This window comes from Pseudomonas sp. EB271-G4-1, assembly GCF_058791355.1.
Genome location: NZ_JBYTEO010000014.1, coordinates 70515 through 92667 on the forward strand (window position 1 = coordinate 70515; position 22153 = coordinate 92667).

At 60.2% G+C, this 22153-nt stretch carries 18 protein-coding genes; 3 read left to right on the plus strand and 15 right to left on the minus strand.

The annotated features are described in order from the left end of the window. Positions 1-12: 12 nt before the first annotated feature. The 7 genes from AC3WWR_RS09690 to AC3WWR_RS09720 all read right to left on the minus strand — a co-directional run bounded on the left by AC3WWR_RS09690 (position 13) and on the right by AC3WWR_RS09720 (position 8009). On the minus strand, positions 13-1260 hold the full coding sequence (locus tag AC3WWR_RS09690) for an MFS transporter (protein WP_020798251.1): 1248 nt from the start codon (positions 1258-1260) through the stop codon (positions 13-15). Between the two features lie 11 nt (positions 1261-1271). Continuing rightward, positions 1272-2093, minus strand: a complete 822-nt coding sequence (locus tag AC3WWR_RS09695) for an SDR family NAD(P)-dependent oxidoreductase (protein ID WP_020798252.1) — start codon at positions 2091-2093, stop codon at positions 1272-1274. A gap of 59 nt (positions 2094-2152) precedes the next feature. Next, positions 2153-3514 carry a phosphotransferase family protein gene (locus AC3WWR_RS09700; RefSeq protein WP_020798253.1) on the minus strand — a complete coding sequence of 454 codons (1362 nt, stop codon included), beginning with the start codon at positions 3512-3514 and terminating at the stop codon, positions 2153-2155. Between the two features lie 37 nt (positions 3515-3551). After that, the gene (locus tag AC3WWR_RS09705) at positions 3552-4001 is read right to left on the minus strand and encodes a nuclear transport factor 2 family protein (RefSeq protein WP_020798254.1); all 450 of its coding nucleotides are present in this window, start codon (positions 3999-4001) and stop codon (positions 3552-3554) included. Between the two features lie 33 nt (positions 4002-4034). Continuing rightward, the gene (locus AC3WWR_RS09710) at positions 4035-4853 is read right to left on the minus strand and encodes an SDR family NAD(P)-dependent oxidoreductase (protein ID WP_020798255.1); all 819 of its coding nucleotides are present in this window, start codon (positions 4851-4853) and stop codon (positions 4035-4037) included. 66 nt (positions 4854-4919) lie between these two features. Continuing rightward, positions 4920-6272, minus strand: coding sequence for a DUF1329 domain-containing protein (locus tag AC3WWR_RS09715; RefSeq protein ID WP_020798256.1), 1353 nt, complete (start codon positions 6270-6272; stop codon positions 4920-4922). A 66-nt stretch (positions 6273-6338) separates the two neighbouring features. After that, positions 6339-8009, minus strand: a complete 1671-nt coding sequence (locus tag AC3WWR_RS09720) for a DUF1302 domain-containing protein (protein WP_033043236.1) — start codon at positions 8007-8009, stop codon at positions 6339-6341. A 322-nt stretch (positions 8010-8331) separates the two neighbouring features. On the opposite strand from AC3WWR_RS09720, the gene AC3WWR_RS09725 reads away from it, so the two are divergent. Together AC3WWR_RS09725 and folE are read left to right on the plus strand one after the other, a co-directional pair. Continuing rightward, positions 8332-11895, plus strand: a complete 3564-nt coding sequence (locus tag AC3WWR_RS09725) for an indolepyruvate ferredoxin oxidoreductase family protein (RefSeq protein WP_033043235.1) — start codon at positions 8332-8334, stop codon at positions 11893-11895. Positions 11896-11956: 61 nt separating this feature from the next. Next, positions 11957-12514 (plus strand): GTP cyclohydrolase I FolE, encoded by a 558-nt coding sequence (gene folE / locus AC3WWR_RS09730; protein WP_033043233.1) that lies wholly within the window; start codon positions 11957-11959, stop codon positions 12512-12514. A 40-nt stretch (positions 12515-12554) separates the two neighbouring features. On the opposite strand, the gene AC3WWR_RS09735 is transcribed toward folE, so the two are convergent. Genes AC3WWR_RS09735 through AC3WWR_RS09755 form a run of 5 tightly spaced genes read right to left on the minus strand, consistent with a single transcriptional unit; the run spans position 12555 to position 18730 of the window. Next, entirely contained in the window at positions 12555-13310 is a 756-nt protein-coding gene (locus tag AC3WWR_RS09735; protein WP_033043231.1) for an SDR family NAD(P)-dependent oxidoreductase, read from the minus strand. A gap of 25 nt (positions 13311-13335) precedes the next feature. Then, entirely contained in the window at positions 13336-14388 is a 1053-nt protein-coding gene (locus AC3WWR_RS09740) for a phosphotransferase family protein (protein WP_033043230.1), read from the minus strand. Continuing rightward, on the minus strand, positions 14385-15680 hold the full coding sequence (locus tag AC3WWR_RS09745) for an acyl-CoA dehydrogenase family protein (RefSeq protein ID WP_033043229.1): 1296 nt from the start codon (positions 15678-15680) through the stop codon (positions 14385-14387). The genes AC3WWR_RS09740 and AC3WWR_RS09745 overlap by 4 nt, the downstream gene beginning before the upstream one ends. A gap of 24 nt (positions 15681-15704) precedes the next feature. Beyond that, positions 15705-16442, minus strand: a complete 738-nt coding sequence (locus AC3WWR_RS09750; protein WP_033043228.1) for an SDR family NAD(P)-dependent oxidoreductase — start codon at positions 16440-16442, stop codon at positions 15705-15707. Between the two features lie 50 nt (positions 16443-16492). After that, positions 16493-18730, minus strand: coding sequence for a CoA transferase (locus AC3WWR_RS09755; RefSeq protein ID WP_033043226.1), 2238 nt, complete (start codon positions 18728-18730; stop codon positions 16493-16495). Between the two features lie 189 nt (positions 18731-18919). Here AC3WWR_RS09755 and AC3WWR_RS09760 point away from each other — a divergent pair, with 189 nt between their 5' ends. Further along, positions 18920-19327, plus strand: a complete 408-nt coding sequence (locus AC3WWR_RS09760; protein ID WP_033043225.1) for a VOC family protein — start codon at positions 18920-18922, stop codon at positions 19325-19327. Here AC3WWR_RS09760 and AC3WWR_RS09765 read toward each other — a convergent pair. The 3 genes from AC3WWR_RS09765 to AC3WWR_RS09775 are packed head-to-tail and all read right to left on the minus strand — an operon-like array spanning position 19324 to position 22115. After that, positions 19324-20103, minus strand: coding sequence for an SDR family oxidoreductase (locus AC3WWR_RS09765; protein WP_033043224.1), 780 nt, complete (start codon positions 20101-20103; stop codon positions 19324-19326). The genes AC3WWR_RS09760 and AC3WWR_RS09765 overlap by 4 nt on opposite strands. 24 nt (positions 20104-20127) lie before the next feature. Further along, positions 20128-21156, minus strand: coding sequence for an aromatic ring-hydroxylating oxygenase subunit alpha (locus AC3WWR_RS09770; protein ID WP_033043223.1), 1029 nt, complete (start codon positions 21154-21156; stop codon positions 20128-20130). Between the two features lie 17 nt (positions 21157-21173). Then, positions 21174-22115: a Rieske 2Fe-2S domain-containing protein gene (locus AC3WWR_RS09775; protein ID WP_057715144.1), complete on the minus strand. Its 942-nt coding sequence runs from the start codon at positions 22113-22115 to the stop codon at positions 21174-21176. Positions 22116-22153 lie beyond the last annotated feature (38 nt).

A 22153-nucleotide genomic window follows, 5' to 3' on the forward strand; every position in this document is an offset into this window, starting at 1 on the left:
CTCGAAATTCCACTAGCGGGTCGCCAATGACTCGGCCTGATAACGCGGATACCCACCCAGCGTCAGGAGAAGCAAGGGTCCGACGACAAAGCAGATGAAGCTGAACAACAGCATGGCCGAGTAGCCACCGGTCAGCTTGAACAGTCCCGCAAACAGCAATGGCGAGATCGCGGCACCGGCGGTAATCAGGCCCAGATGGGCACCGAACAAGCGACCGTAGTCGCGCATGCCGAAGTAGCGGGCGATCAGGAATGCCGCGATATCGAATTCGGCGCCCGCACCAACACCCACCAGCAATGTGGCGAGGGTGTACAGGGCAATGCTGGAGTCGCCATAGGCAAAAATGCCGCAGGCAAATGCCGGCATCAAAAGCGCCAAAGAGGCGACACCGGGGGCCCACAACCGGTCAATCAGGTAACCCACCAGCAACCGTCCGAGAATCAGCGACACGCCAAAGCTGCTGAAAACCTGGCTGGCCTGCAGGGCGCTCAGGCCTCGATCCTGCAGCAGTGGCACGATGTTGGTGACCATGCCCACCACGCAGGACACCACCAATGTCATCGACAGGTTGCACACCCAGAACCGCCACGAACGCAGCGCTTCGCGCAACAGCAGCCCGCCGGATCGTTCGCTGACGACCGCAAGTGGTGATGTGCTGTGGCTGACAACAGCGGTCGGCATTAACCAGCGTAACGCCAGTGGCAATGCCAGCAGTATTGGCAACACGCTCAATGCGATAAAACCCGCCTGCCAATTCCAACGGCCGATCGCCCAGGCGGTGATCAGCGGCAGCATGATGGCCGCGAGCCCGGAGCCGCTGAGGATGATCGCCAACGCCAGGCCTCGGTTTTCCTCAAACCACAGGTTGACCAAGTGCGACCAGGTCACCTGCAACGTACCCAGCCCGGCCAGCGGCACCAGGAAAAAACCCAGGTAGAGGGTCCATATCGAGCCACTGACACAGCTCAGGAGGAAGACGCTCACGGACAACGCCAACAAGGACAGCAACGTGATCAGGCGCAGGCCATATCGCAAATTGAGCCAGCCGGCCAATTGCGACGCGACAATGGTGCCCAGCGACAGTGCGGTGATCGCCGCCTGTAACTCCGCCCTGCCCCAGCCCATGGCCTGTTCCAGGGGAATTACCAGGGAGCTGAAGCTGTACAGCAGCAACGAACTGGAACTGGTGGCGACACCCACGAGAGCCAGAATCAGCACCCTCCAACCGCGTTTGAATTCTGCGTTATCAAAGCCTTTCATGGTGTGTGACCTCAGTCGTTGCCGATGAACACAGCCGCTTGCGCGCTCTTGCTCAGCACGTGTGCACGGCGTGCCGGGCCAGGCGCATTGGCGAGCTGTTCGAGGGTGTCTTCGGGGTGTATCAACGTCGGGCCATTGCCCAGCTCCTGAAGCGCCAGAAGCGCCAGGTCTTCAGCCTTGGGCAACGTCATGGTGAGGGCGTCGGGAATGTTCAGTTTGACCATGGCATCGCGCATGGTAGGGGTGTCCACGGTACCGATGACCAGGTTGAGCACATCCACACCACGATCTTTCCACTCCGCCCATAACGACTCGCCGAGGTTCAGCGCAAACCCTTTGGTGGCGGTGTACATCGCCAGTTTTCGAATCCCGCCTAACGCAGCCTGGGAACCCACCAGCAGCAATCCACCTCGCCCGCGTTCCAGCATGGCGGCACCGAAGGCATGGCTGCATTGCATCACAGTTAGGCAGTTGAGGCGCAGCAAGGCGCCCCAGTCGTCGACCGAAGTATCGAGAAAACGCGTGATGTAGGGGTCGCCCCCGGCGTTGTAGATAAACAGACCGACTTGCCGCTTACCAACAGCCGCCAACAATTGCTCACAGGCATCGGGATGGGACAGGTCCTGGATGAGCACCAGCACCTCAACGTCGTACCGTTGCTCCAGATCATTTTTCAACTGCGCCAAGGCTTCGCCACGGCGCGCCACCAGCACACAGTTAAGGCCACGCTCGGCGAGTGCATGGGCAAATGCGGCGCCCACCCCATGCGAGGCACCGGCGATCACTGCCCACGGACCATACCGATGCTTGAAGGCGTTATCAGGAACAGACATAAACACTCCGAAAACAAAGGCCCGGCGGCAAGCCACCGGGCGAGGAAGGCTTCACCGCGTCAGGCGACTGGCGGCAGGTCGATGTGGCTGGCGGAGGCGCCAATGGCGGTGCTGCCATAGACCAGGACGCGCCGCTCGATTTGCGCCATGAACAGGTGCAGCAAGGGTTCGTCGTATTCCGGCCCGGCGTTTTTGACAAAGGTTTCCAGCGCTGCATCGATCTCGCTGTAGTCACTGAAGGTGCGGTCCAGCAGCGCTTGCGCGTCCTGTTGCTCCAGCTTGCGCAAGTGCAACTCCATGGCATCGCCACGGCCCAGGTATTCCACCAGTTTGCTCACTGCGCGCAATTTGGTTTTCTGGAAATCGCTGGCAACCTCCACTTGGGCCAAGGCATCGGTCAGCATGGTCAGCAGCTGTGCATTTGGGCCAGTGCCGACAACGTCCAGCTTCGGCTTTTGCAGGGGAACACCCATGGCCTCGGCCAGCGCATGCACCACCACACGGCGCAGGGCGATATCAAATTCGGTGTAGGTGTCATGCGGGTCACCCGGTTGTGGCGTGGCCACCGATGCCGAGAACTGCATGGTGCTGACCGTGGCGAAGAGCGCGGTGTGGTAGCGCACTACATCAGGCTCCGCCGGTTCGCCGGTCACTTGCTGATAATAGCGATACAAGGCCGCAAAACTGTCCCCGAGCGGTTCGTAATTGTCGCGCATGCGCGCCGAAGCGAGGTCGGCCAGAGGATCACCGATCATGGCGAACTCAAAATCGTAGAGGCCATGCACCTGTCCGTTCTCGAACAGAAACTGCCCCGAATCGTACTGAACGAAAGCAGGCCGGGTTCGGTGCTGTGGCACATTGCGCCGCAGCCAACCGAGGGCGAATTCGGCCAGAGGCTGAGGCTTGGTTTTATTACGCGCATACAGCGGGTAATAGGCTTCCAGACCCGCCAGGGTAATGTCCGCGGCACCTTTGGGCAGGCTGATACCCTGATCGATAAAGGGTTGCAACGGCAGTTGGTGCATACGCACCATGGCATCGACCCACTGGCGTGCAACCCCATGACGTTCGGCATCGCTCTTCGCCGTACTGACGTCACGGCTACCCGGCACCAACTGCATCAGGATGGCTTGCGGGTCTTCGCAAAAGCCGTAGATATGCGGTACGGGCACGCCTTGCTGACCGAGCAAGGAGAGAATGTCCGCCTCCCGGCGCAGATCCGGGAATGGACTGACATCCCCACCGCGCTCGCCCCGAATATGCAACTGAAGGGTTTCGCCATCGCGTTGCAGCTCAAGGTTCCAGGCCGGGCGCCAGCGCAGCAGACGCTGCATGGCGGTGATTTTCCCGCCCAGTAGACCTTCGACAAAGGTACGCAGCTTTTCTTCGACCGGATCACAGGTCACATTTGTTGTTGGCATACATGTCTCCCTCAGACGCTGATGTCCAGCGCCGCTATCAATGGGTGCTGATAACACCAGCGCTCGGCCCGCCCACGTGCTCCAGCGGTACGCCCTTTTTCTTCGCCAGGTCAGCGGTGTCCAGGTACTCGCGCCAGGCACAGATAAGGCCTTGCTCGTTCAGCTCGTACACCGCCACCATCGAATGCGGCATGGGGACGCCATTGCTGACGCAGTAATCATCGCGTTCGGTCATTACCACTCGCTCGGAAGAAACGATGTGGCGCGTGTTGCAGTGGTTATGCGTGACATAACTCATCTGCCGCTCTATCTCCTTGCGCAGCGCGTCACGACCACGGATCACCGGACCACCGGGTACCCAAAGTTGCCAGACAGCGTCGTCGGCAAAAGTGGCCATGATGCGTTCGATATCCGGGCGGCTGCCGTCGCTGCCATCGCCCCAGGCGGCCAGCATGTCGAGGATGAAGCGTTCCTGTTCGAGTGCCATGAAACGGGCTCCAGTGCAGTGAATTGATCGGGATCAGATCGAGGCTTGGGGCAGCAGGAAATTGCGCACCACTGGCACCATCGGCGTACCGCAGCTCATGCCACCGTCTACACGCATCAACGTGCCGTTGACGTAGGCCGCGTCGTCGCTGGCAAGAAATGCGGCCATGGCGGCGATGTCTTCCGGCTCCCCCAGTTGCGGTACGTTTTGCAGGTCGAGAAAAGCGCTCTTCATGGCCTCGTTGGCCCAGCTTTCCATGGCCGGTGTGCGAATGACCCCCGGCAAAATGCCGTTGCAACGAATGCCGCGTTTACCAAAGGTGGCGGCAATGGTTTGCACATACCAATTGAGCGCAGCCTTGGAGGCGCCGTAGCTGAACTGGGAGATTTCGCCGGCAATCGAGCTGGTGGACGATGTGAACAGAATCGAACCGCTGCCCTGGGCGAGCATGTGCGGCAAAGCGTATTTGCACGCCAGGACACCGCCCAGCACGTTGACACGCATGCAGTTGTGGAACAGCTCGGTGTTGAAGTTGATGAAGTCGATATCGCGGGTGGTGGCCGGGTTTCGGTACACCGCATTATTGAACAGCACGTCGATACGGCCGAAAGTCCGGACGGTCTGTTCAACCATCTCCCGCAGGGCGTCTTCCTGGCCGACATCCACTTGCAATGCCAGGGCATTGGCGCCGATTTGAGCCGCCACGGCCTGCGCCGATTCGGCGAAAAGATCGGTGACCACCACGGTGGCGCCTTCCCTGGCAAAACGCAGTGCCGAAGCGCGGCCAATGCCACTGCCCGCGCCAGTGATCACGCAGACTTTGCCGTCCAGGCGTTTCAGAATCTCGCTCATGAATAGGTCTCGGGAACGAAGAAAAAAATCGGCGTCCGAGGCGAACGCCGAAAAGGGCGCACGATGTCAGCGGGTTTGACCACCAGCGATGGTCTGTGGGTTGGCTTCACGCTCGGCGACCGGTTCCTGGCGGTAGCGTGTAGGGCCATTACCGAACATGCCGTACTGGTCACGGGTGAAGTCGTACAGCGAGTAGGAATCCTGTTGCGGATTGTTGGGAATACCGTAGGCCTCGATGTTGTACTGCGAGCCGGTACGGAACAACGCACCGCTGTCGTCCCAGGCGTCGTAGACAGCCGCGCCAAAGGTGTCTTCGTCGATGTAGTAGCGGCGCTTTTTCTGCGCGTGACGCACGCCGTCCTTGCGCGTCGCTTCCACCACCCAGACACGGTGCAGCTCCCAGCGTTCACAGGCCGGATTGATGTGGTTGGGCATGAGCTTTTTCTCCATGTCGCAACCCCATTTCAGCGTGTAGTTGCTGTAGGGAATCAACATTTCCTTCTTGCCCACCAACTTCCAGTCAAAGCGGTCCATCTTCCCGGAGAACAGGAAGATTTCGTCGTAGAACGCTACCCCGCCGAACGCCGAGTTAGGGGTGTCGTAGTTGAACTCCGGAGCCTTGCGTACACGCCGCTGGCCGGTGCTGTAGCTCCAGGCGTAGCGGGAGTCGGTGACCGGGTCGAGGTAATCCCAATACCCGGATGCCTGCCCGGCCGTACGGGCCGGCGCGACGACGTGCGACCAGATACGCTGGGCGATTTTCGGATCACGCCCTGGCACATCCATTTGATAGAAAGGTTTTTCGCCGGTGGAACGGTTGGTGTTGGTCAGCGTGATGTGGCCCTCATTGACCACATAGGCACTGTGGTTCCAGTCCCAGCCATTCACGCCCTGATAGTTGAGGATGTAGTTCCACATCACCTCGCGGCCATCGCGCGGCAGCGGGAAAGGCAGGCCGCCACGGCACGCTTCGCTGATCGACAGACCATCGTTCTCGGTTTTGCAGTCTTTGCGGGTGGCGTTGCGCTGGGTAGCTGCCAGGAAGTTTGCTGGAAAGGTGGCGGTCCGGTGGGTGGGGTACACCTCAAGGTAATACGTGTCGGGGTACTTTTTGAGCAACTTCATCTGCCCGGCCGTCATCTGGTCAGCGTACTGGTCCGCGTTGCTTGCGGTAATGCGCAAGCGTGGCTTTTCATTGGCAAACGGGTTCGGCCAGGTCCCATCGCCAGGCACCATACCGGCAGGGACTTTCAGACCACCGTCGTAAGCCGGAATAGTGCCCGCCGCGTTGCCGGCGACAATCGAACCAAACGCCGTGAGCTTGCCGCCCAGGTCCGCTGTAGTGAAGCTCTCATCAGCCACCGCCGACCCCGCCAAAGCGATGGCCACGAGGCCTATCGCACAAGAATTAATCTTCATGACCTTCTCCATTCAGATGGGTGATCACCAAGCCCGGTGATCACTGCATTGCATTTCAGGGGCGGTTTAGAACGCTGTGCTGACGGTCAGGGAGACCCAGTTACGGTCGGACAGTCCAACGTCGCCGGAACCACCGACGACGGTTTTTCCTACGCCATTGACATCGGCGTAATGGCGTTCGCTGCCGTAGCCGATATAAGACAGCGTCACGTCCATGCGCTCGTCGTAGGTGCCCTTCACACCGGCCTTCCAGGTGTATTTGCCTTCGTTGCCTCCCCCTGTGGCGGCATTGCCGCTGACGCCGTAATCCACGCTCATCGGGGTAGAAATATTCCAACCGGGGAACACCCCCAGCCACTGCGGCGCAAAGCTAACGGCAAGGCCGACATAGTTGTCGGTGGCGCAGCCGAAGTGTTTGTCCTGCCCCGCCGGGCAGCCGCGGTAGCCTTCGCCCTTGAACAGCTCTTCATGCTCTGTCACCTTTTCCACGTGACTGAACGCCATTTCGGTGATCAGGCTGCCGGTGTCGAAGTAATTGGTACGCGGCAGCAACCAAAGGCTGTTGACCACCAGGTGCCAGGTATCACCTCGGGCGCCCTCGTTGTCGACGGTGCTGATGTTGCTGGAGATCAGGGAAGTGTTCTGGCGATACGACAGGTCTACCCCCACGGAACCGCCACCCAGTACCGGTCCTGCGGAGTAACCCAGGCCATAAAGCTTGACGTTGTTGGCGTAAACGTAGCGGGCGAAAGTCGGCGCCACTTGCAGGCCCCACGGGTTGTAATCATCGAACTCGCGGTAGTACAGGCTGACTTCCGAGTGCAGATAGTCGAAGCTGTAGGTACCCATCACGCCCCAGTTGCCCTCGTCCTTGGGCTTGAGCGGATCGATCAATGGCCGTGTGAAACCACTGAACAGCGGCAAGCGGTCCGGGCCTTCCAGTGCGATGTCGGCGGAGGCCAGATAAGTGCCGCCCTCAGGTGCTCGAGTAGTGTCCCATTCGAAGAAATATTGCGCCGCCAGCGACAACTTGTCGGTGACCTGCGCCTGGGTGGAAATCTGCGTCAACGGCAGGAAGATTTCGCGCGTCTCGGTGCCGGGGTTACTCACGGCTTTGCGCCCGTCCAGCGGTGCTTGTGAGTAGGAAATGGCATGCCCGGCAATCAACAAGCCATTGCCCCAATACACGGTGTGCCGGCCGGCACGCACACTGACCGGAATGTCGCCAAGGTTGAAGCGGGTAAACGCAAAGGCGTCCAGCAATTCGCCGCTGGGTCCGCGGTGGTAGCGCTTGGTAAAGTTGGAGTAATGGCCGTTGGTATAGCTCGGCGTACTCTTACCCGGAAATGCGCCGGGGTAGAAGACATTACCATCGCTGGTTTCGACATCGGTGTCTTCGTACGCCTGGTCGTACCAGGCAGCGCCGCTGATGCGAAAGCCGTTGTACTTCTTGTAGGCCACCTCCATTTCGCTCATCAGGTCGACGCGATTGGTCACCACATCGCCTTTATCAAATTTGGAATCAGACTCGTCGTAGGTGGCGTTGTTGGCCAAGGCATTGTCACGCCCCTCAGCTCGCACGCCGACGTTGTAGCGAACGGTGTTGTCCCAGCGCGCGGTGAGGTCCGGATTGCCGGTATCAAACTCGGCAGCCTGACTGTTGCCAACGGACAAGACACACCCGATCACACTGAGCCAGATGGCCAGGCTTAACGGCTTTGGTTTTGCGTCGATCATCAACACTCCCTTCCCATTCTTTTTGTTATTGGCAGCCGAAGTGCCGGGCCGTTTCAACCGCGCCGAAGAGCGCTGGCCTGAGGGCTTCGGTATGGCTGAAGTAAACGGGACAGGGAGGTTTGGGCACAACGATTGGGAGCATTGCTGAAATGCATTTGATATTGATCAAATGCCAAAGAACATTCCGGTATTCAAATATCCAATACCACCCCGCTGTTTTTGTGATTTTACGATCCACCCCCCCCCTCCCTAGACTCCGGCCAATAACTAGGCAACGCCGCTCTCCTGGCGCCGCCATGACAATAAAGCCTGGAGGATGAGCATGAGTGCGTCCACGTCTCTGGATGACAAATACATCCAGCACAGCGGAAAAGTTTTACTCACCGGGATTCAGGCGCTGGTGCGCCTGCCTCTGATGCAGCGCCAGCGCGATCTGGCCAATGGTCTGAATACCGCCGGGTTCATTTCCGGCTACCGTGGCTCGCCGCTGGGTGGTTTTGACCAGGCTTTGTGGAAGGCTCGCGACTATCTCAAGGAGCACCACACGGTGTTCCATCCGGGCATGAACGAAGACCTCGCTGCCACGTCGATCTGGGGTACCCAACAGGTCAATATCTTCGAAGGCGCGACCTACGACGGCGTGTTCGGCATGTGGTACGGCAAGGGCCCGGGCGTCGACCGCTGCGGCGATGTGTTCCGTCACGCCAACGCTGCCGGCACCTCACAATTCGGCGGTGTGCTGGCGATTGCCGGTGATGACCATGGCGCCCGTTCCTCCTCGCTGCCCCATCAGACCGAGCACATTTTCAAAGCGGTCATGATGCCAGTACTGGCGCCATCGGGCGTGCAGGAATACCTCGACTACGGCATGCACGGCTGGGCCATGTCGCGTTATTCCGGTTGCTGGGTTGCGCTCAAGGCGGTGGCCGATACCGTGGAAAGCGCGGCCGTTGTCGACATCGATGTTCATCGCGTACAGCCAATCATTCCCGATATCCCGTTGCCCGAAGGCGGCTTGAATATCCGCTGGCCTGACCCACCCCTGGCGCAGGAACAACGCCTGCTGGAACACAAGCTGTATGCCGCCCTCGCCTATGCCCGGGTCAACCGTCTCGACCGTATCGTGATGGACTCGCCGAAAGCGCGTATCGGCATTATCACGTCCGGAAAGTCGTACCTCGACGTGTGCCAGGCGTTGAAAATCCTCGGCATCGACGAAACACTCGCACAGCAGATCGGCCTGCGCGTGTACAAGGTCGGTATGGTCTGGCCGCTGGAAGCTGAAGGCGTTCGGCAGTTTGCCGAGGGCCTGGAAGAAATCGTGGTGGTCGAAGAAAAACGCCACATGATCGAGTACCAGCTGAAGGAAGAACTCTACAACTGGCGTGAAGACGTGCGCCCGCGCATCGTCGGCAAGTTTGACGATAAAGGCGAATGGAGCCAGCCTCACACCGGCTGGTTACTGCCGGCTACCAATGACCTGACCCCGGCAATGATCGCCCGTGCGTTGGCCAAGCGTATTTTGCGCCTGCATCAGAATGGTCCGCTGCAAGTAAGCCTGGCGGTACTGGACGCACAACTGGCCAGCAAAGGCCAGTTCAGCAACCTGATGGAACGCGTGCCCCACTACTGTTCCGGTTGCCCGCACAACACCTCGACCAAGGTCCCGCAGGGCAGTCGTGCGCTGGCCGGTATCGGTTGCCACTACATGGCGGCCTGGATCTATCCGCAGACCCAGACCTTCAGCCAGATGGGCGGCGAAGGCGTGGCATGGATCGGCCAGGCACCTTTCACCAAGACCCGGCACGTCTTCGCTAACCTGGGCGACGGCACCTATTTCCACTCCGGCATTCTCGCGATTCGGGCCGCCATCGCGGCCAAGGTGCAAATTACCTACAAGATTCTCTACAACGATGCCGTGGCCATGACCGGCGGACAGCCTGTGGACGGCAGCCTCAGCGTTGCGCAGATCAGCCGACAGCTCGCGGCCGAGGGCGTGCAACGTATTGTGGTCGTCAGTGACGATGTCGAGAAATATCAGCACATCCGTGATCTGGCAGACGGCGTGCCGGTGCTGCGTCGCGACAAAATGGACGAAGTGCAGGAACAGTTGCGCCAGTTCCAGGGGGTGTCGGCAATCATCTATGACCAGACCTGTGCCGCGGAAAAACGCCGGCGGCGTAAACGCGGCAAATTCCCGGACCCTGCACGTCGGGTCGTGATCAACGAAGCAGTATGTGAAGGCTGTGGCGATTGCAGCAGCAAGTCCAACTGCATGTCGGTGGTGGCGGTGGAAACCGAGTACGGCCGCAAGCGTGAAATTGACCAGTCTTCATGCAACAAAGACTTCACCTGTCTCAACGGTTTTTGCCCGAGTTTTGTCACGGTCGAAGGTGGCACCTTGCGCAAACCCAAAGCCCTGGCTTCCGCGAAGGATGACGTGTGGGATTTGCCGACGCCCGCGACCGTAGCGCTGGATGAGCCATATAGCATCCTGGTCACTGGCGTGGGCGGTACGGGCGTGGTGACCATCGGCGCCCTGCTGGGAATGGCGGCGTTCATCGAAGGCAAAGGCACGCTCAATCTGGACATGGCCGGCATGGCACAAAAAGGCGGTGCGGTGTGGTCGCACATTCGTATTGCCGCGCACCAGGAACAGTTGTTTGCACCGCGGATTGCCGAAGGTGAGACCACCCTGCTGCTCGGTTGCGACCTGGTGGTCAGCGCCAACACCGAAACCCTGTCCAAGCTGCGTCACGGTGTTACCCATGCCTTGATCAACAGCGAGGAAAGCATCACCAGCGCCTTTGTGCGCACCTTCGCCCAGCAAGCGGAAAGTGGTGATTTGCTTAAGCACCCGGATCCGAAATTCCAGACCCAAAGCATGTCGGCACAAATTGCCGAAGCGGTGGGCTCTGACCAGGCGGACTTTATCGACGCAAGCAAAATCGCCACGGCATTGATGGGCGACTCGATTGCCACCAACACCTTCATGCTTGGCTATGCCTACCAGAAAGGATGGTTGCCGGTGGGTAAAGCGGCGCTGCTACAGGCCATCGAACTGAACGGCACGGCGGTGCCCTTTAACCTCTCGGCCTTTGACTGGGGCCGGTGCAGCGCCCATGACCTGCCACGGGTATTACGCAAACTGCAAGCCGGCAAGGTGCAAAGCCCGGACCGCTTACTGTCGCAAAGCCTGGAAGAAACGCTGGCACGGCGCATGGAGTTTCTCACTGCGTACCAGAACTACGCCTATGCCCAACGTTACCGGTATCGTGTCGAGCAATTCATCAAGGCGGAAACCGCACTGCTCGGACAACCGGGCAAGCTGTCGGCAAGCGTCGCCCGCTACTACTTCAAAGTGCTGGCGATCAAGGATGAATACGAAGTGGCGCGCCTGTTTACCGATGGCCAGTTCCTGGAAAAAATCCAGGCCAGTTTCGAGGGCGACTACCGCCTGCGCTTCCACCTGGCGCCGCCGCTGCTGAACGATAACGGCTCCGGCCCTGAACCGAAAAAACGCAGCTTCGGTCCGTGGATGCTGCAAGGCTTCAAGCTGCTGGCCAGGCTCAAGTTCCTGCGTAATACCTGGCTTGATCCATTCGGTCGTACCCATGAGCGCAAGGTGGAACGCAATTGGCTGGCCAACTACGAACAGGTCCTCGATGAAGTGCTGGCGGGCTTGACCACCCACAAATTGGGCCTGGCCCAGGATCTGGTGGAATTGCCTGAAAGCGTTCGCGGCTATGGTCCGGTCAAAGATCGATTCCTCGGCCATGCGCAACAACGCCAGGCGCAATTGCTGGAGCAGTGGCGCAATGGCAACACCGCCCAGTTTCATGATGCCAGCCAGAGCAATAGCAAAATCGCCGTCACTCAACTGTAAGCCTTGCCCGGGCTGCACATTGTGCAGCCCGGGATGTTGGTTCATTCAACAAGGTCAAACCATGAACGAAGAACTGGCCAGAAATTACCGTGAGATTCTCCACGGCGTAGGTGAAAACCCAGAACGTGAAGGTTTGCTGGACACACCAACGCGCGCGGCAAAAGCAATGCAGTACCTGTGTCATGGCTACCAGCAAAGCCTCGAACAGGTTGTCAATGGCGCACTGTTTGAATCGGACAACGATGAGATGGTCATCGTCCGGGACATCGAACTTTACTCCCTGTGCGAACATCATTTGCTGCCGTTTATTGGCAAGGCCCATGTCGCCTATATACCGACAGGCAAGGTGCTGGGGCTGTCGAAAATCGCGCGTATTGTCGATATGTACGCCCGGCGCTTACAGATCCAGGAAAACCTGACACGCCAGATTGCCGACGCCATTGCCCAGGTGACCGATGCCGCCGGGGTGGCGGTGGTGATCGAGGCAAAACACATGTGCATGATGATGCGCGGTGTGGAGAAGCAGAACTCGGTGATGAGCACCTCGGTGATGCTCGGCGCGTTTCGTGAGTCGTACAACACTCGCCAGGAGTTCTTGCAACTGATCCGCGGCCGCTAGGCGCGTGTGCCGGGCTCATTCCAGGCACACCGCTTGCCACTCAACTGAGCATCATCATCCCGCCGTCAATCACCAGCGTCTGACCGGTGACAAACCGCGAGCCATCGCCGGCAAGAAACACCAGCACAGGGGCCAGGTCCCGGGCCGGTTCGCCCAGCTTGCCGCCGATTGGCACTTGGCCGGCCATGTACGCATCGTGTTGCTGCAATTGCTCGGCGCTCATGCTCGCGCGGGTGGCGTCGTACATTGGCGTCCACATCGCCGGAGCAATCGCGTTGACGGTAATGCCCAAGGGCCCCCACTCCCGCGCCACCGTGCGCGTCCACGCCAGTACGGCGCCCTTGCTGGCGGCGTAATGGGCTTTGCCCGGCTGTCCGAGTACGCCTGCGGCAGAGGCGAAATTGATGATGCGCCCGCCGCTGCCCTTGAGCAGCTCATAGGCCGCTCGGTTGGTCAGGAAGGTGCCACGGGTATTGACCGCAAAGACCTTTTCCCACTCGTCCAGCGTGATGCTGTCGGCGCTGGCATTGGGCGCGATGCCCGCGGCATGCACCAGCACATCCAGGCCGTTGAGCTGTTCGCTGGCCCAGGCAAAGGCCGCGTCCACCGATTGGCTGTCAGCGATGTCACAGACTCGCGAGTGCGCCCAACCACCACCGTCACCCGTTATCGAGGCTGCCTCGCCCAGGTCGAGACTGACGACATGGGCACCCTCTTCCACAAACGCCTTGACCACTGCCGCGCCAATGCCGCGGGCGCCCCCCGTGACGATGATCCGCTTAGCGGCCAGTTGCATGGGCTGTTCCTCTTGTCTGGATTTATCAGGATAGTTGCTCGATACGTTGCAACGCCGTAGCGATCAGGCGCAGCGCCGAGGCGTGGTGTTTTTCACCGGTGACCCTGCAGGCTTTACCTGCACAGGCACGTGCGTGGCTGACTTCGAGAAAAATGCCGAGCTTGAACCCAGCCAACACCAGGTACCAGGTGAAGTCCGCCAACGAGCGTGAGCTGCCGGCGCGGTAATGGGCGACCAATTCATCGCTGCTGCAAAAGCCATCCCAGGGATGCACTTCGATGGTGCCGGCGCCACGACCCTCGGCATCGGGCCAGGTCACCACCAGCCAGGCGAGATCGAGCAACGGATCACCGACGGTGGCGAGCTCCCAATCGACTACCGCGGCGAGCTCTGCGTCGTCGTGCCGGAACATGACATTGGACAGGTGAAAGTCACCGTGCTGGATACCGGCCTGGAACTGCTTCGGGCAATGATCGCCCAACCAGCTGGCTAATCGTTCGAGCCCCGGCAGACCCTTGGCGCCGGGCCAACCGGGATAGTCTTTGACACTGTCCAGCTGCGCCAGCCAGCGTGAGACCTGACGCTGGTGAAAACCCTCAGGCCGGCCAAAATCCGCCAGCCCCACCGCCTGGTAGTCAATTTCGCCCAGGCGCAACAGCGCATCGACCATGGCCAGCCCCATGCGCCGGCGCATTTCAGGCTGCTGCGCATGAGGCGCCGGCAAACCGGTCGCGCAGTTGGGATTGAAACCCTGTATTGGTTCCATCAAGTAGAAACTGGCACCCAAAACGCCTGGGTCAGTACAATCGGCAATCAAACCGGCATGGGGCACTTGCGACCCCGCCAATGCCTTGAGCAAACGCGCTTCACGGGCAATCGTCTTGCCGCCGACTTCGCGCAGTTCCCTGGAAGGCCGACGCAGGACGAATTCACGCGAACCGCGCCGAAAGCGCAGCAGCAGGTTTTGCGTGCCTCCGGTCAAACGTATCGGGGCTTCGATGGGGCCGCGCTCCAGGCCTTGACTATCCATCCAGTCGGCCAGGCGCTCGAGGTCGACCAGATCCTGCCAGTCGTTCATGGATTGCGCTCGCCAAGGCTGGCCAATACGTCGGCGTATTTTTCCCGGGCACGGGCCTCGGCGGTGGGTCGATGGTAATCGGGGAACAATTCGTCGCAGGGCTGATAGTCGCGCAGCAGCTGTTTGGCAACCGTGACTTTGTGCACCTCGGTTGGCCCATCGGCCAGTCCCATCTGGAAGGAGCGCACGATGTAGCCGGTAAAGGGCATTTCTTCACTGACGCCCAGCGAACCATGCACATGCAAGGCGCGGGCGGCGATGTCATGCAGCACCTTGGGCATGACAGCCTTCACTGCGGCGATGTCCTTGCGCACTCGCTTATAGTCCTGGTACTGATCGATGCGCCACGCCGTGCGCATCACCAGCAAGCGAAATTGCTCCAGCTCGATCCATGAATCGGCAATTTTTTCCTGGATCATTTGCTTGTCCGCCAAACGGCTGCCCTGGGTACTGCGCGACAGGGACCGCTCACAGAGTGCATCAAGGGCTTTTTGCGCCTGGCCAATCACCCGCATGGCGTGGTGCACGCGGCCACCACCGAGCCGAACCTGAGCCACGACAAATGCCTGACCGGGCGCACCGAGCATATCGCCCGCAGGCACTCGCACCTTGTCGAATGACAGGTAAGCATGGGTGGCGGCGGGGTCATCGGCGATACCGACGTTACGGATAATGCTCACCCCGGGAGCGTCAGCGGCGACGATGAACATCGACATACCTTCATGCACCGATACGCTTTTATCGGTGACCGCCATCACGATATAGAACGTAGCGTAGCGGGCATTGGAGGCAAACCATTTTTCGCCGCTCAGCAGCCAGTCATCGCCATCGCGCACCGCTTCGGTGGTGAACACGGCGGGATCCGCGCCACCTTGCGGCTCGGTCATGGCGAAGCAGGACACGATATCGCCATCGAGCAGCGGTTGCAGGTAGCGATGCTTCTGCGCCGGGGTGCCGTAATGGGCGAGGATTTCCCCGTTGCCGGAATCGGGAGCCTGGCAGCCAAACACAATCGGGCCAAACAGCGAACGACCGAGAATTTCATTGATCAATGCCAGGCGCACCTGGCCATACCCTGCCCCACCCAGCTCCGGCCCCAGGTGACAAGCCCACAATTTGCGTGCCTTTACCTGCGCTTGCAGCGGTTTGACCAGTTGCTTGAACAACGGATCGTGGATATTCCAGGGGCTGCCCAGCACATGATCGAGGGGCTCGACTTCCTCACGTACAAACTGCTCGATCCAATCCAGTTCCGCCTGTATCTCGGGGTCGGTCTGAAAGTCCCAGGCCATGGTGTGTCTCCTAGCAAATAGCGATCAGGCCAGCAGCATGCCGCCGTCGACCAACAGGGTTTGGCCGAGCACATAGCTAGCCAGCGGCGAGGCAAGAAACAGCGCCACGTTGGCCATGTCCTGGGGCGTGCCCAGGCGCCCTTGAGGAATGGCCCGCAACGCGCCTTCGAGGCGCTTGGGGTTGCTGGTGGTCACACGTGTCAGCTTGGTTTCCACCAGCCCGGGGGCAATGCCGTTGACCCGGATGCCGTCACGAGCCCAGGCTTCGGCCAGGGTGCGAGTGAGTCCAAAAGCACCGGTTTTCGAAGCGTTGTAGGCCGGATTGCCACGCGTGGAGTGGAAGGCGGCAGCGGAACTGACGGTGATCATCGAGCCCTTGGCCTGCATTAACAGCGGGTGAAACTTCTGTGCGCACACCATCAGGCTGGTGAGATTGACGTCGAGTACGCGCTTGAAACCCTCGGTCAGAAATTCCTGACGGTCGTAGAGCACCGTGCCTTGTGCTTGCACCAGCACATCCAGGCGAGTGAAGGGCACGCTGGCGACTTCAATCAACGCCGCGTCCGCAACGTCGACCTGGGCGTAGTGCAGGCCTTCGAGATTAGAGTCGGGTGAATCTCGATAGGCCGCTGCCGAGGCTCGTGTGCCCCAGACATGCACCTCGGCACCGCGCTGGCGAAAGTTCTGTGCAATGCCATTGCCAATGCCACTGGAACCGCCGATCACCAGCACGGTTTTACCGCTGAAATCCAACTCGTACATGGGTGTTCCTTGTGCTTGTCGATGAATGCTGTCGAGCAATAGCCACACTTTTACAGCGCCACCAGACCCGCCGAGGCCATGCGCTCAATTTCACTGCTGGTGTAGCCGAGCTCTGCCATGACTTGCCGGGTATGTTGGCCGAGGGCCGGTGGCGGGCGATTCAGCGACAACGGCAAATTGCCGAAATCCCAGAACGCGCCAATCTGTTGCAGGTCCCCGTACACCGCATGGGGATAATGGGCATGCAGGCCCGCAGCAGCGTGTTCGGGGCTGTCGAGAAACACATCCATCTGCGCCTCCAGCACTGCCTGTGCGGGAACCTGCACGCCAGCCAGTGCTGCCAGTGCCGCCTGCCGGGTGAGGCCTGCGAAATAATCCTCGGGCCGACTGCCCACCAGTGCGGTGAAGCGCTGAATTTCATCAGGCTGCAGCGCTGCCACCACCAGCCAGGCATCGCTACACAGATAGAGGCGGTGTGCGTCATTCAGACCCGTCTGTTGTGCATCCATATGGGCGACAGGAGTGAGACGGCCGTCCTCCAGCACCACCGCTTCGCTCATCGACAGCAACGTGGCGCCCAACAATGAGGAACTGACCATTTGCCCGGCTCCGCTGCGATTGCGCTCGTACAACCCCAGTAGCAAGGCATAAAGCGAGGATAAACCGGCAAAAAAATCACCCACGCCAAAACGCAGCCACATCGGCGCTTGTCCTTCGCCGCCCTGCTCGACCTCCCAGCCGCAGGAGGCCTGCATCAGTTGGTCAAAGCCTGGCCAATCCGCACGCGGGCCGTTCGGCCCGTAGGCGCTGACATGGCAATAGACCAACTGCGGGTTAAGTGCTTTGAGACGCTCGTAGTCAACCTTGAGTTTGCGTGCGGCCGGCAGCCGCATGTTGTGGTGCACCACATCGGCCCAGCGTGCCAGCGTCTCGACGACGGGCTCGGTTTGCGGATCACCCAGTTGCAGCGCGACCCCCAATTTGCCCCGCTGGGTACCACTGAAAATTCGCTCCAGACGGCGCATGGCGTCGCCTTTAGGGGCTTCGATTTTAATGACCTCGGCGCCCAGGTCCGCCAGCAGCATGCAGGCAAACGGCCCGGCCAGGTAGGCGCCCAGATCCAGGACTTTCAAGCCATGCAGCGGTGGCAATGGAGCGGGACTCGACGGGTGCCCTCGCACCGGAACCCATGTATCAGCGCCCGGCAGTACTGCGTTCCCTTCACCAGCCAGTGGTGCGCTGCCGCCGACTCGCGCAGGTGGCTGCACCTGCCAGGCCGGGCCCGGTTGCAGGGTCTTGCCCAGTTGTACATCGTCAACTTCAACCACATAGCCATTGAGGTGCGCCTGCTCGTCGAAGTAGATATCGCCAAAGGCGCCGGCAATTTGCGCGGCCACATCGTGCTGCCAGAAATGCTCGACCCAATCCTGCGCCGGTCGTGTGGTGATAATGGCCTTGTTGGCGCCGAAGTTGGGCGCCACATGGCTCGGAGGCCATAACGCATTCAGGCGAGCCACTTCGGTTTCGCCCAGTTCGCTGAGCGCTGCGGCCATCCACGGCGATTTGTCCGGCGAGTAGTGCACATGCAGCCAGCGGCCATCGGCGCACTGGTGCAATGGAATCGGAATGTATTTATCCAGGCCCTTGGCGAAGGCTGGGGTTGGCGTTTGCGCCCGGTTCCAATGCATGGTCATGGGCACCAGGGCCGCCTGGGCCAGACTCGTATGGGCGATGCCGCCACAGCCGTCACGGTCGCGCGCCAGCAACCGCGCCATTACCCCGACCACACACAGCCAGCAGGCCAGCCAGTTGGCGAATGGCATGCGCACAAACACCGGGCCGGGGCGATGCGCGGGCTGCTCATCCAACAGGCCCAGGCGCGCCAGGATCAGTGTTTCCCGTGGAATGGCATTCGCCAGCGCATGCCGTTGCGGCCAGCCGCTGATCGCAGAGACAACCAATCGGGGGAAGTCTGCGACGAGCAGCGCGTCTGCCAGACCATGGGCCTGCGCCACTGCTGGGGTGAAATCGTGCAGCAGCACATCGGCAGTGGCTAGGAGTAACCGCAACTGCTGGCGATCGGCAGGGTTTTCCAGGTCAAGGGTGACACTGCGCTTGCCACGATTGAGCACCGCGAACAGCGCCTGGTGGTCTCTAGCCGCGTTGCCAGGCGATTCAACCATGACCACTTCGGCACCCGCTTCACACAGTTGCAGGCCGGCGGCTGAACCGGCAATGCCAGAACACAGGCTGATGACGCGAATGCCTTCAAGGATTGCCTGGCTCATACAGCACCTTTCAGTGGCTTGTTCTGCTCAAAGCGTTCTGCAGCAAAGCTGCAGAACGAATCCATGGCGTCACCCTAAGCCATCGAAAATTAATTTCATATATAGATTAGTATTCCGAATATAGAATCATAAGCGCGAATATGAACAATAGTTAATAATAAGTTCAATAACACAATCAAGGGCCTCGACATGATCCTGCGCATGGACCACTTCACTATTGTCTCTGACCAACTGCAGGCGACACGGGATTTCTATGTTGAGGTGCTGGGTTTGGTTGAGGGGCCACGCCCGCCCTTCCCGGTTCCCGGGTTCTGGCTTTACACCCGGAACCAGCCAGTGCTGCATGTCGTGGGCGTAGCGCAAATGCCGGAACCGCGACGTGGCGTGCTCGACCATATGGCCTTTCATGCCAGTGGCTTGCAGACGATGTGCACGCGCCTGATCGAGCATGGCGTGCGCTTCAAGATCATTCGTGCGCCAGGCTCGCAACGCACCTGGCAGCTGTTTATGCAGGACCCCAACGGGGTTGAAGTCGAACTCGACTTTGACGCCAGCGAAGAGCCGCCAGCCGATTGGAAAGAACGCCGGGCCGGCTAGATCAACCCGGAGTAACTGCCGCCGTCGACCTGCAGGTTTTGCCCGGTGATGTAGCCGGCCTGAGCCGAACAAAGAAACGCACAGGCCGCTGCAAATTCACTCGGCTGGCCAAATCGGCGCGCGGCTATTGGCTTGAGCATTTCCACCCGCGCCTGCTCGACGCTGAGTCGGCGATGCTTGGCCAACTGCTCGGTCATGAAGCGCAGGCGGTCGGTTTCAATACGTTCGGGCAGCAGATTATTGATGGTCACGTTATCCCGCGCGACCTCGATGGACAGGGCTTTGCAGAAAGCCGTAAGCCCTGCACGCGCCGCCGTGGACAATCCCAGGGGCAAGCGTGGCGACTTGACCATCGCCGAGGTGATATTGACGATTCGGCCAAACCCCCGCTCGCGCATCCCGCCGACCAGCGCCTGAATCAGCAAAATGCCTGAAAGCATATTGGCCTCAATGGCCGCCAACCAGGCGGCATGGTCCCAATCCTCCAGACGGCCCGGTTCCGGGCCTCCGTTGTTGGTCACCAGGATATCCACCACCGGACACGCGGCCAGCAGCGCCTGTCGACCGACTGCGGTGGACAGGTCGGCCACCACGGTGCGTGGCAGTCGACCCGTGCTGCGCAAGATGTCTTGCGCAGTTTGTTGCAGGCTCTCGGCATCGCGACCATTGATCAGCACATCGCAGCCCTCCTGCGCCAATGCCTGCGCACAGGCTTTGCCAAGTCCTCGTGAGGATGCGCACACCACCGCAATACGCCCGCCAATACCCAAATCCATTGCAATACTCCTCCCGCGTGGGCGTCAGTCGTTCATGCCGAGCAAGGCCGTGATATCGCGGCCTGGTTCAGCGTCGCTGCCGTAGGCGAATTGACCGGCGCGCTGGCGTTCGACCAACTGCTCCATCTGGTAGCGATAACGGGTACCTGGCGTATCGAAGCGCGAGTGCAGGTCGCGACGTTGGTCGACTTCGAAATAACGTTGATTCTGCGGGCGCACCACCGAGTTGTCCTGGGGCTGGATGATGTAGTTGATGCGCGGCATCACATAGCGAAAAGGCGCGGGTGCAGCGGTGGTGTTGAAGGTGACGTCACACCGCGATCGATGCTTGCCCACCGGCAGGAACGGTTGCAGGTTGGGCACGTCATACCCGGGGCGAAAGCGCGGATAGGAGATGCACACGTTGCTGCGCAAGTGAATGTGCAGCACGGCGCGAAAGTCCTGGTATTTGGCACGCACACCGCCGACCCAGCGCATGATGGGCGCCACTGACTTTTGCGCCACGGTACGGGTGCGGGTCACGGTCTCGGAGGTCCATTGCACCTCCACCACGTCCGACTCACTGATACCGTCGCCAATGGTATTGGCATGCAGGAAATCGGCATGGGTCAGGTCAATCAGGTTTTCCACCGACAGCGCCGAGGTCGCATCAAAACGCACGGTACGCTGGGTGTAACCGGGAAGACTGCCGTCCTGCGGTAGAAACGGAATATGCGGGAGCAACTGTATGTCGGCTGCGTCCGGGTTGCCGTACCAGACCCAGATGTAGCCGTAACGCTCAACCAGCGGATAAAAGCCCCGTCCCCCGGTAAACGCTGTGAGTATCAGCTCTTTCTGGGGGAAATGCGGGTGAAACTCGGCAGCCACCGCGCGCCCGTTGTCCCGCCACAGGTAATAGGGCTGGGCATGAATGATCCGGCGAATGGGCCGTGCACTCAGGTCGCGGCTATGGGACACCGGGAACCAGGTGTCACGCAGGTCGTAGTTGATCGGCGTCCAGTCACCCCGCACTTTGCCAGGGATCGTATCGGTGGAGGAAGGCACGGCATGCATGGTGGGAACTCCTGTGCTCAGACGACTGCGCTGACGGGAATCAGGCGCGGTTGGCGCAACCCGCGCAGTTCGCGGGATGAGGCTTGCAACAGGGCCGCGACGGCTGCGCCATCAATCAGGCTTTTCACCTGGAATGGGGCTTGTTTACGCAGGCGTGCTGCTCGCCAGCGCAACGGTGCCCTGGCCGGCACCTGCTCATGCACGTAGCCACGCCAACACAGGCTGGTGGTGCCACGACGATTGGCACCGGTCGCGATCATCAGCGTCACTAGCGGCAATTCATCTTCGCTCAGCAAATCCACCCGAACAGTACCGCCGTTCAAGGGGACGGCGGTGCGTACAATCAAGGGGTAATCCACCACAAACTGCGAAGGCAGGATTTGTGTGCTCCATACCGCACCTCGTTCCAGAACCACACGCCCCTGCTCGCTGCGCAGATCGCCAAGGAAAAAATCGGTAAGGCGCACATGGGGAAACCCGAGCAAGCATTCCGGACCGTCGAGCATCGCATCCAGGTACTGGTCGTGACTCATGTTGACGATAGTGGAACCGGTAAATTCGCGTCCGCTGGGTTGGTAATCGCTGCTGGGCAATGCCCCTTGCGGTGCCCCCTCACCCAACCACACATGGACAAAACCATTTTCCTCGCGCACCGCAAAGGCACGCGCGGCATAACGTGCAGGTACGCGCTCATCGGCATGCAGATTGGGGATCTGCGTGCAGCCACCACTGGCGCCATCAAAGGTCCAGCCGTGATAACCGCATTGCAGGCCGGACTCGACGACTCGCCCCAGAGCCAGCGGCACCCGCCGATGTGGGCAACGGTCTTCCAAGGCAAAGGCTTGGCCGGCCGCGTTTCGGAACAGCACCAACTCCTCCCCGGCAAAGGCCACGGCCAATGGCGTTTGATCATTCACGGCCTCGCAAAGCGCCATGGCCCACCAGCCTGGGGTCATCATCGGGCTGCCTCTTTGTTATTGGTCTTGGGCAATTGCGT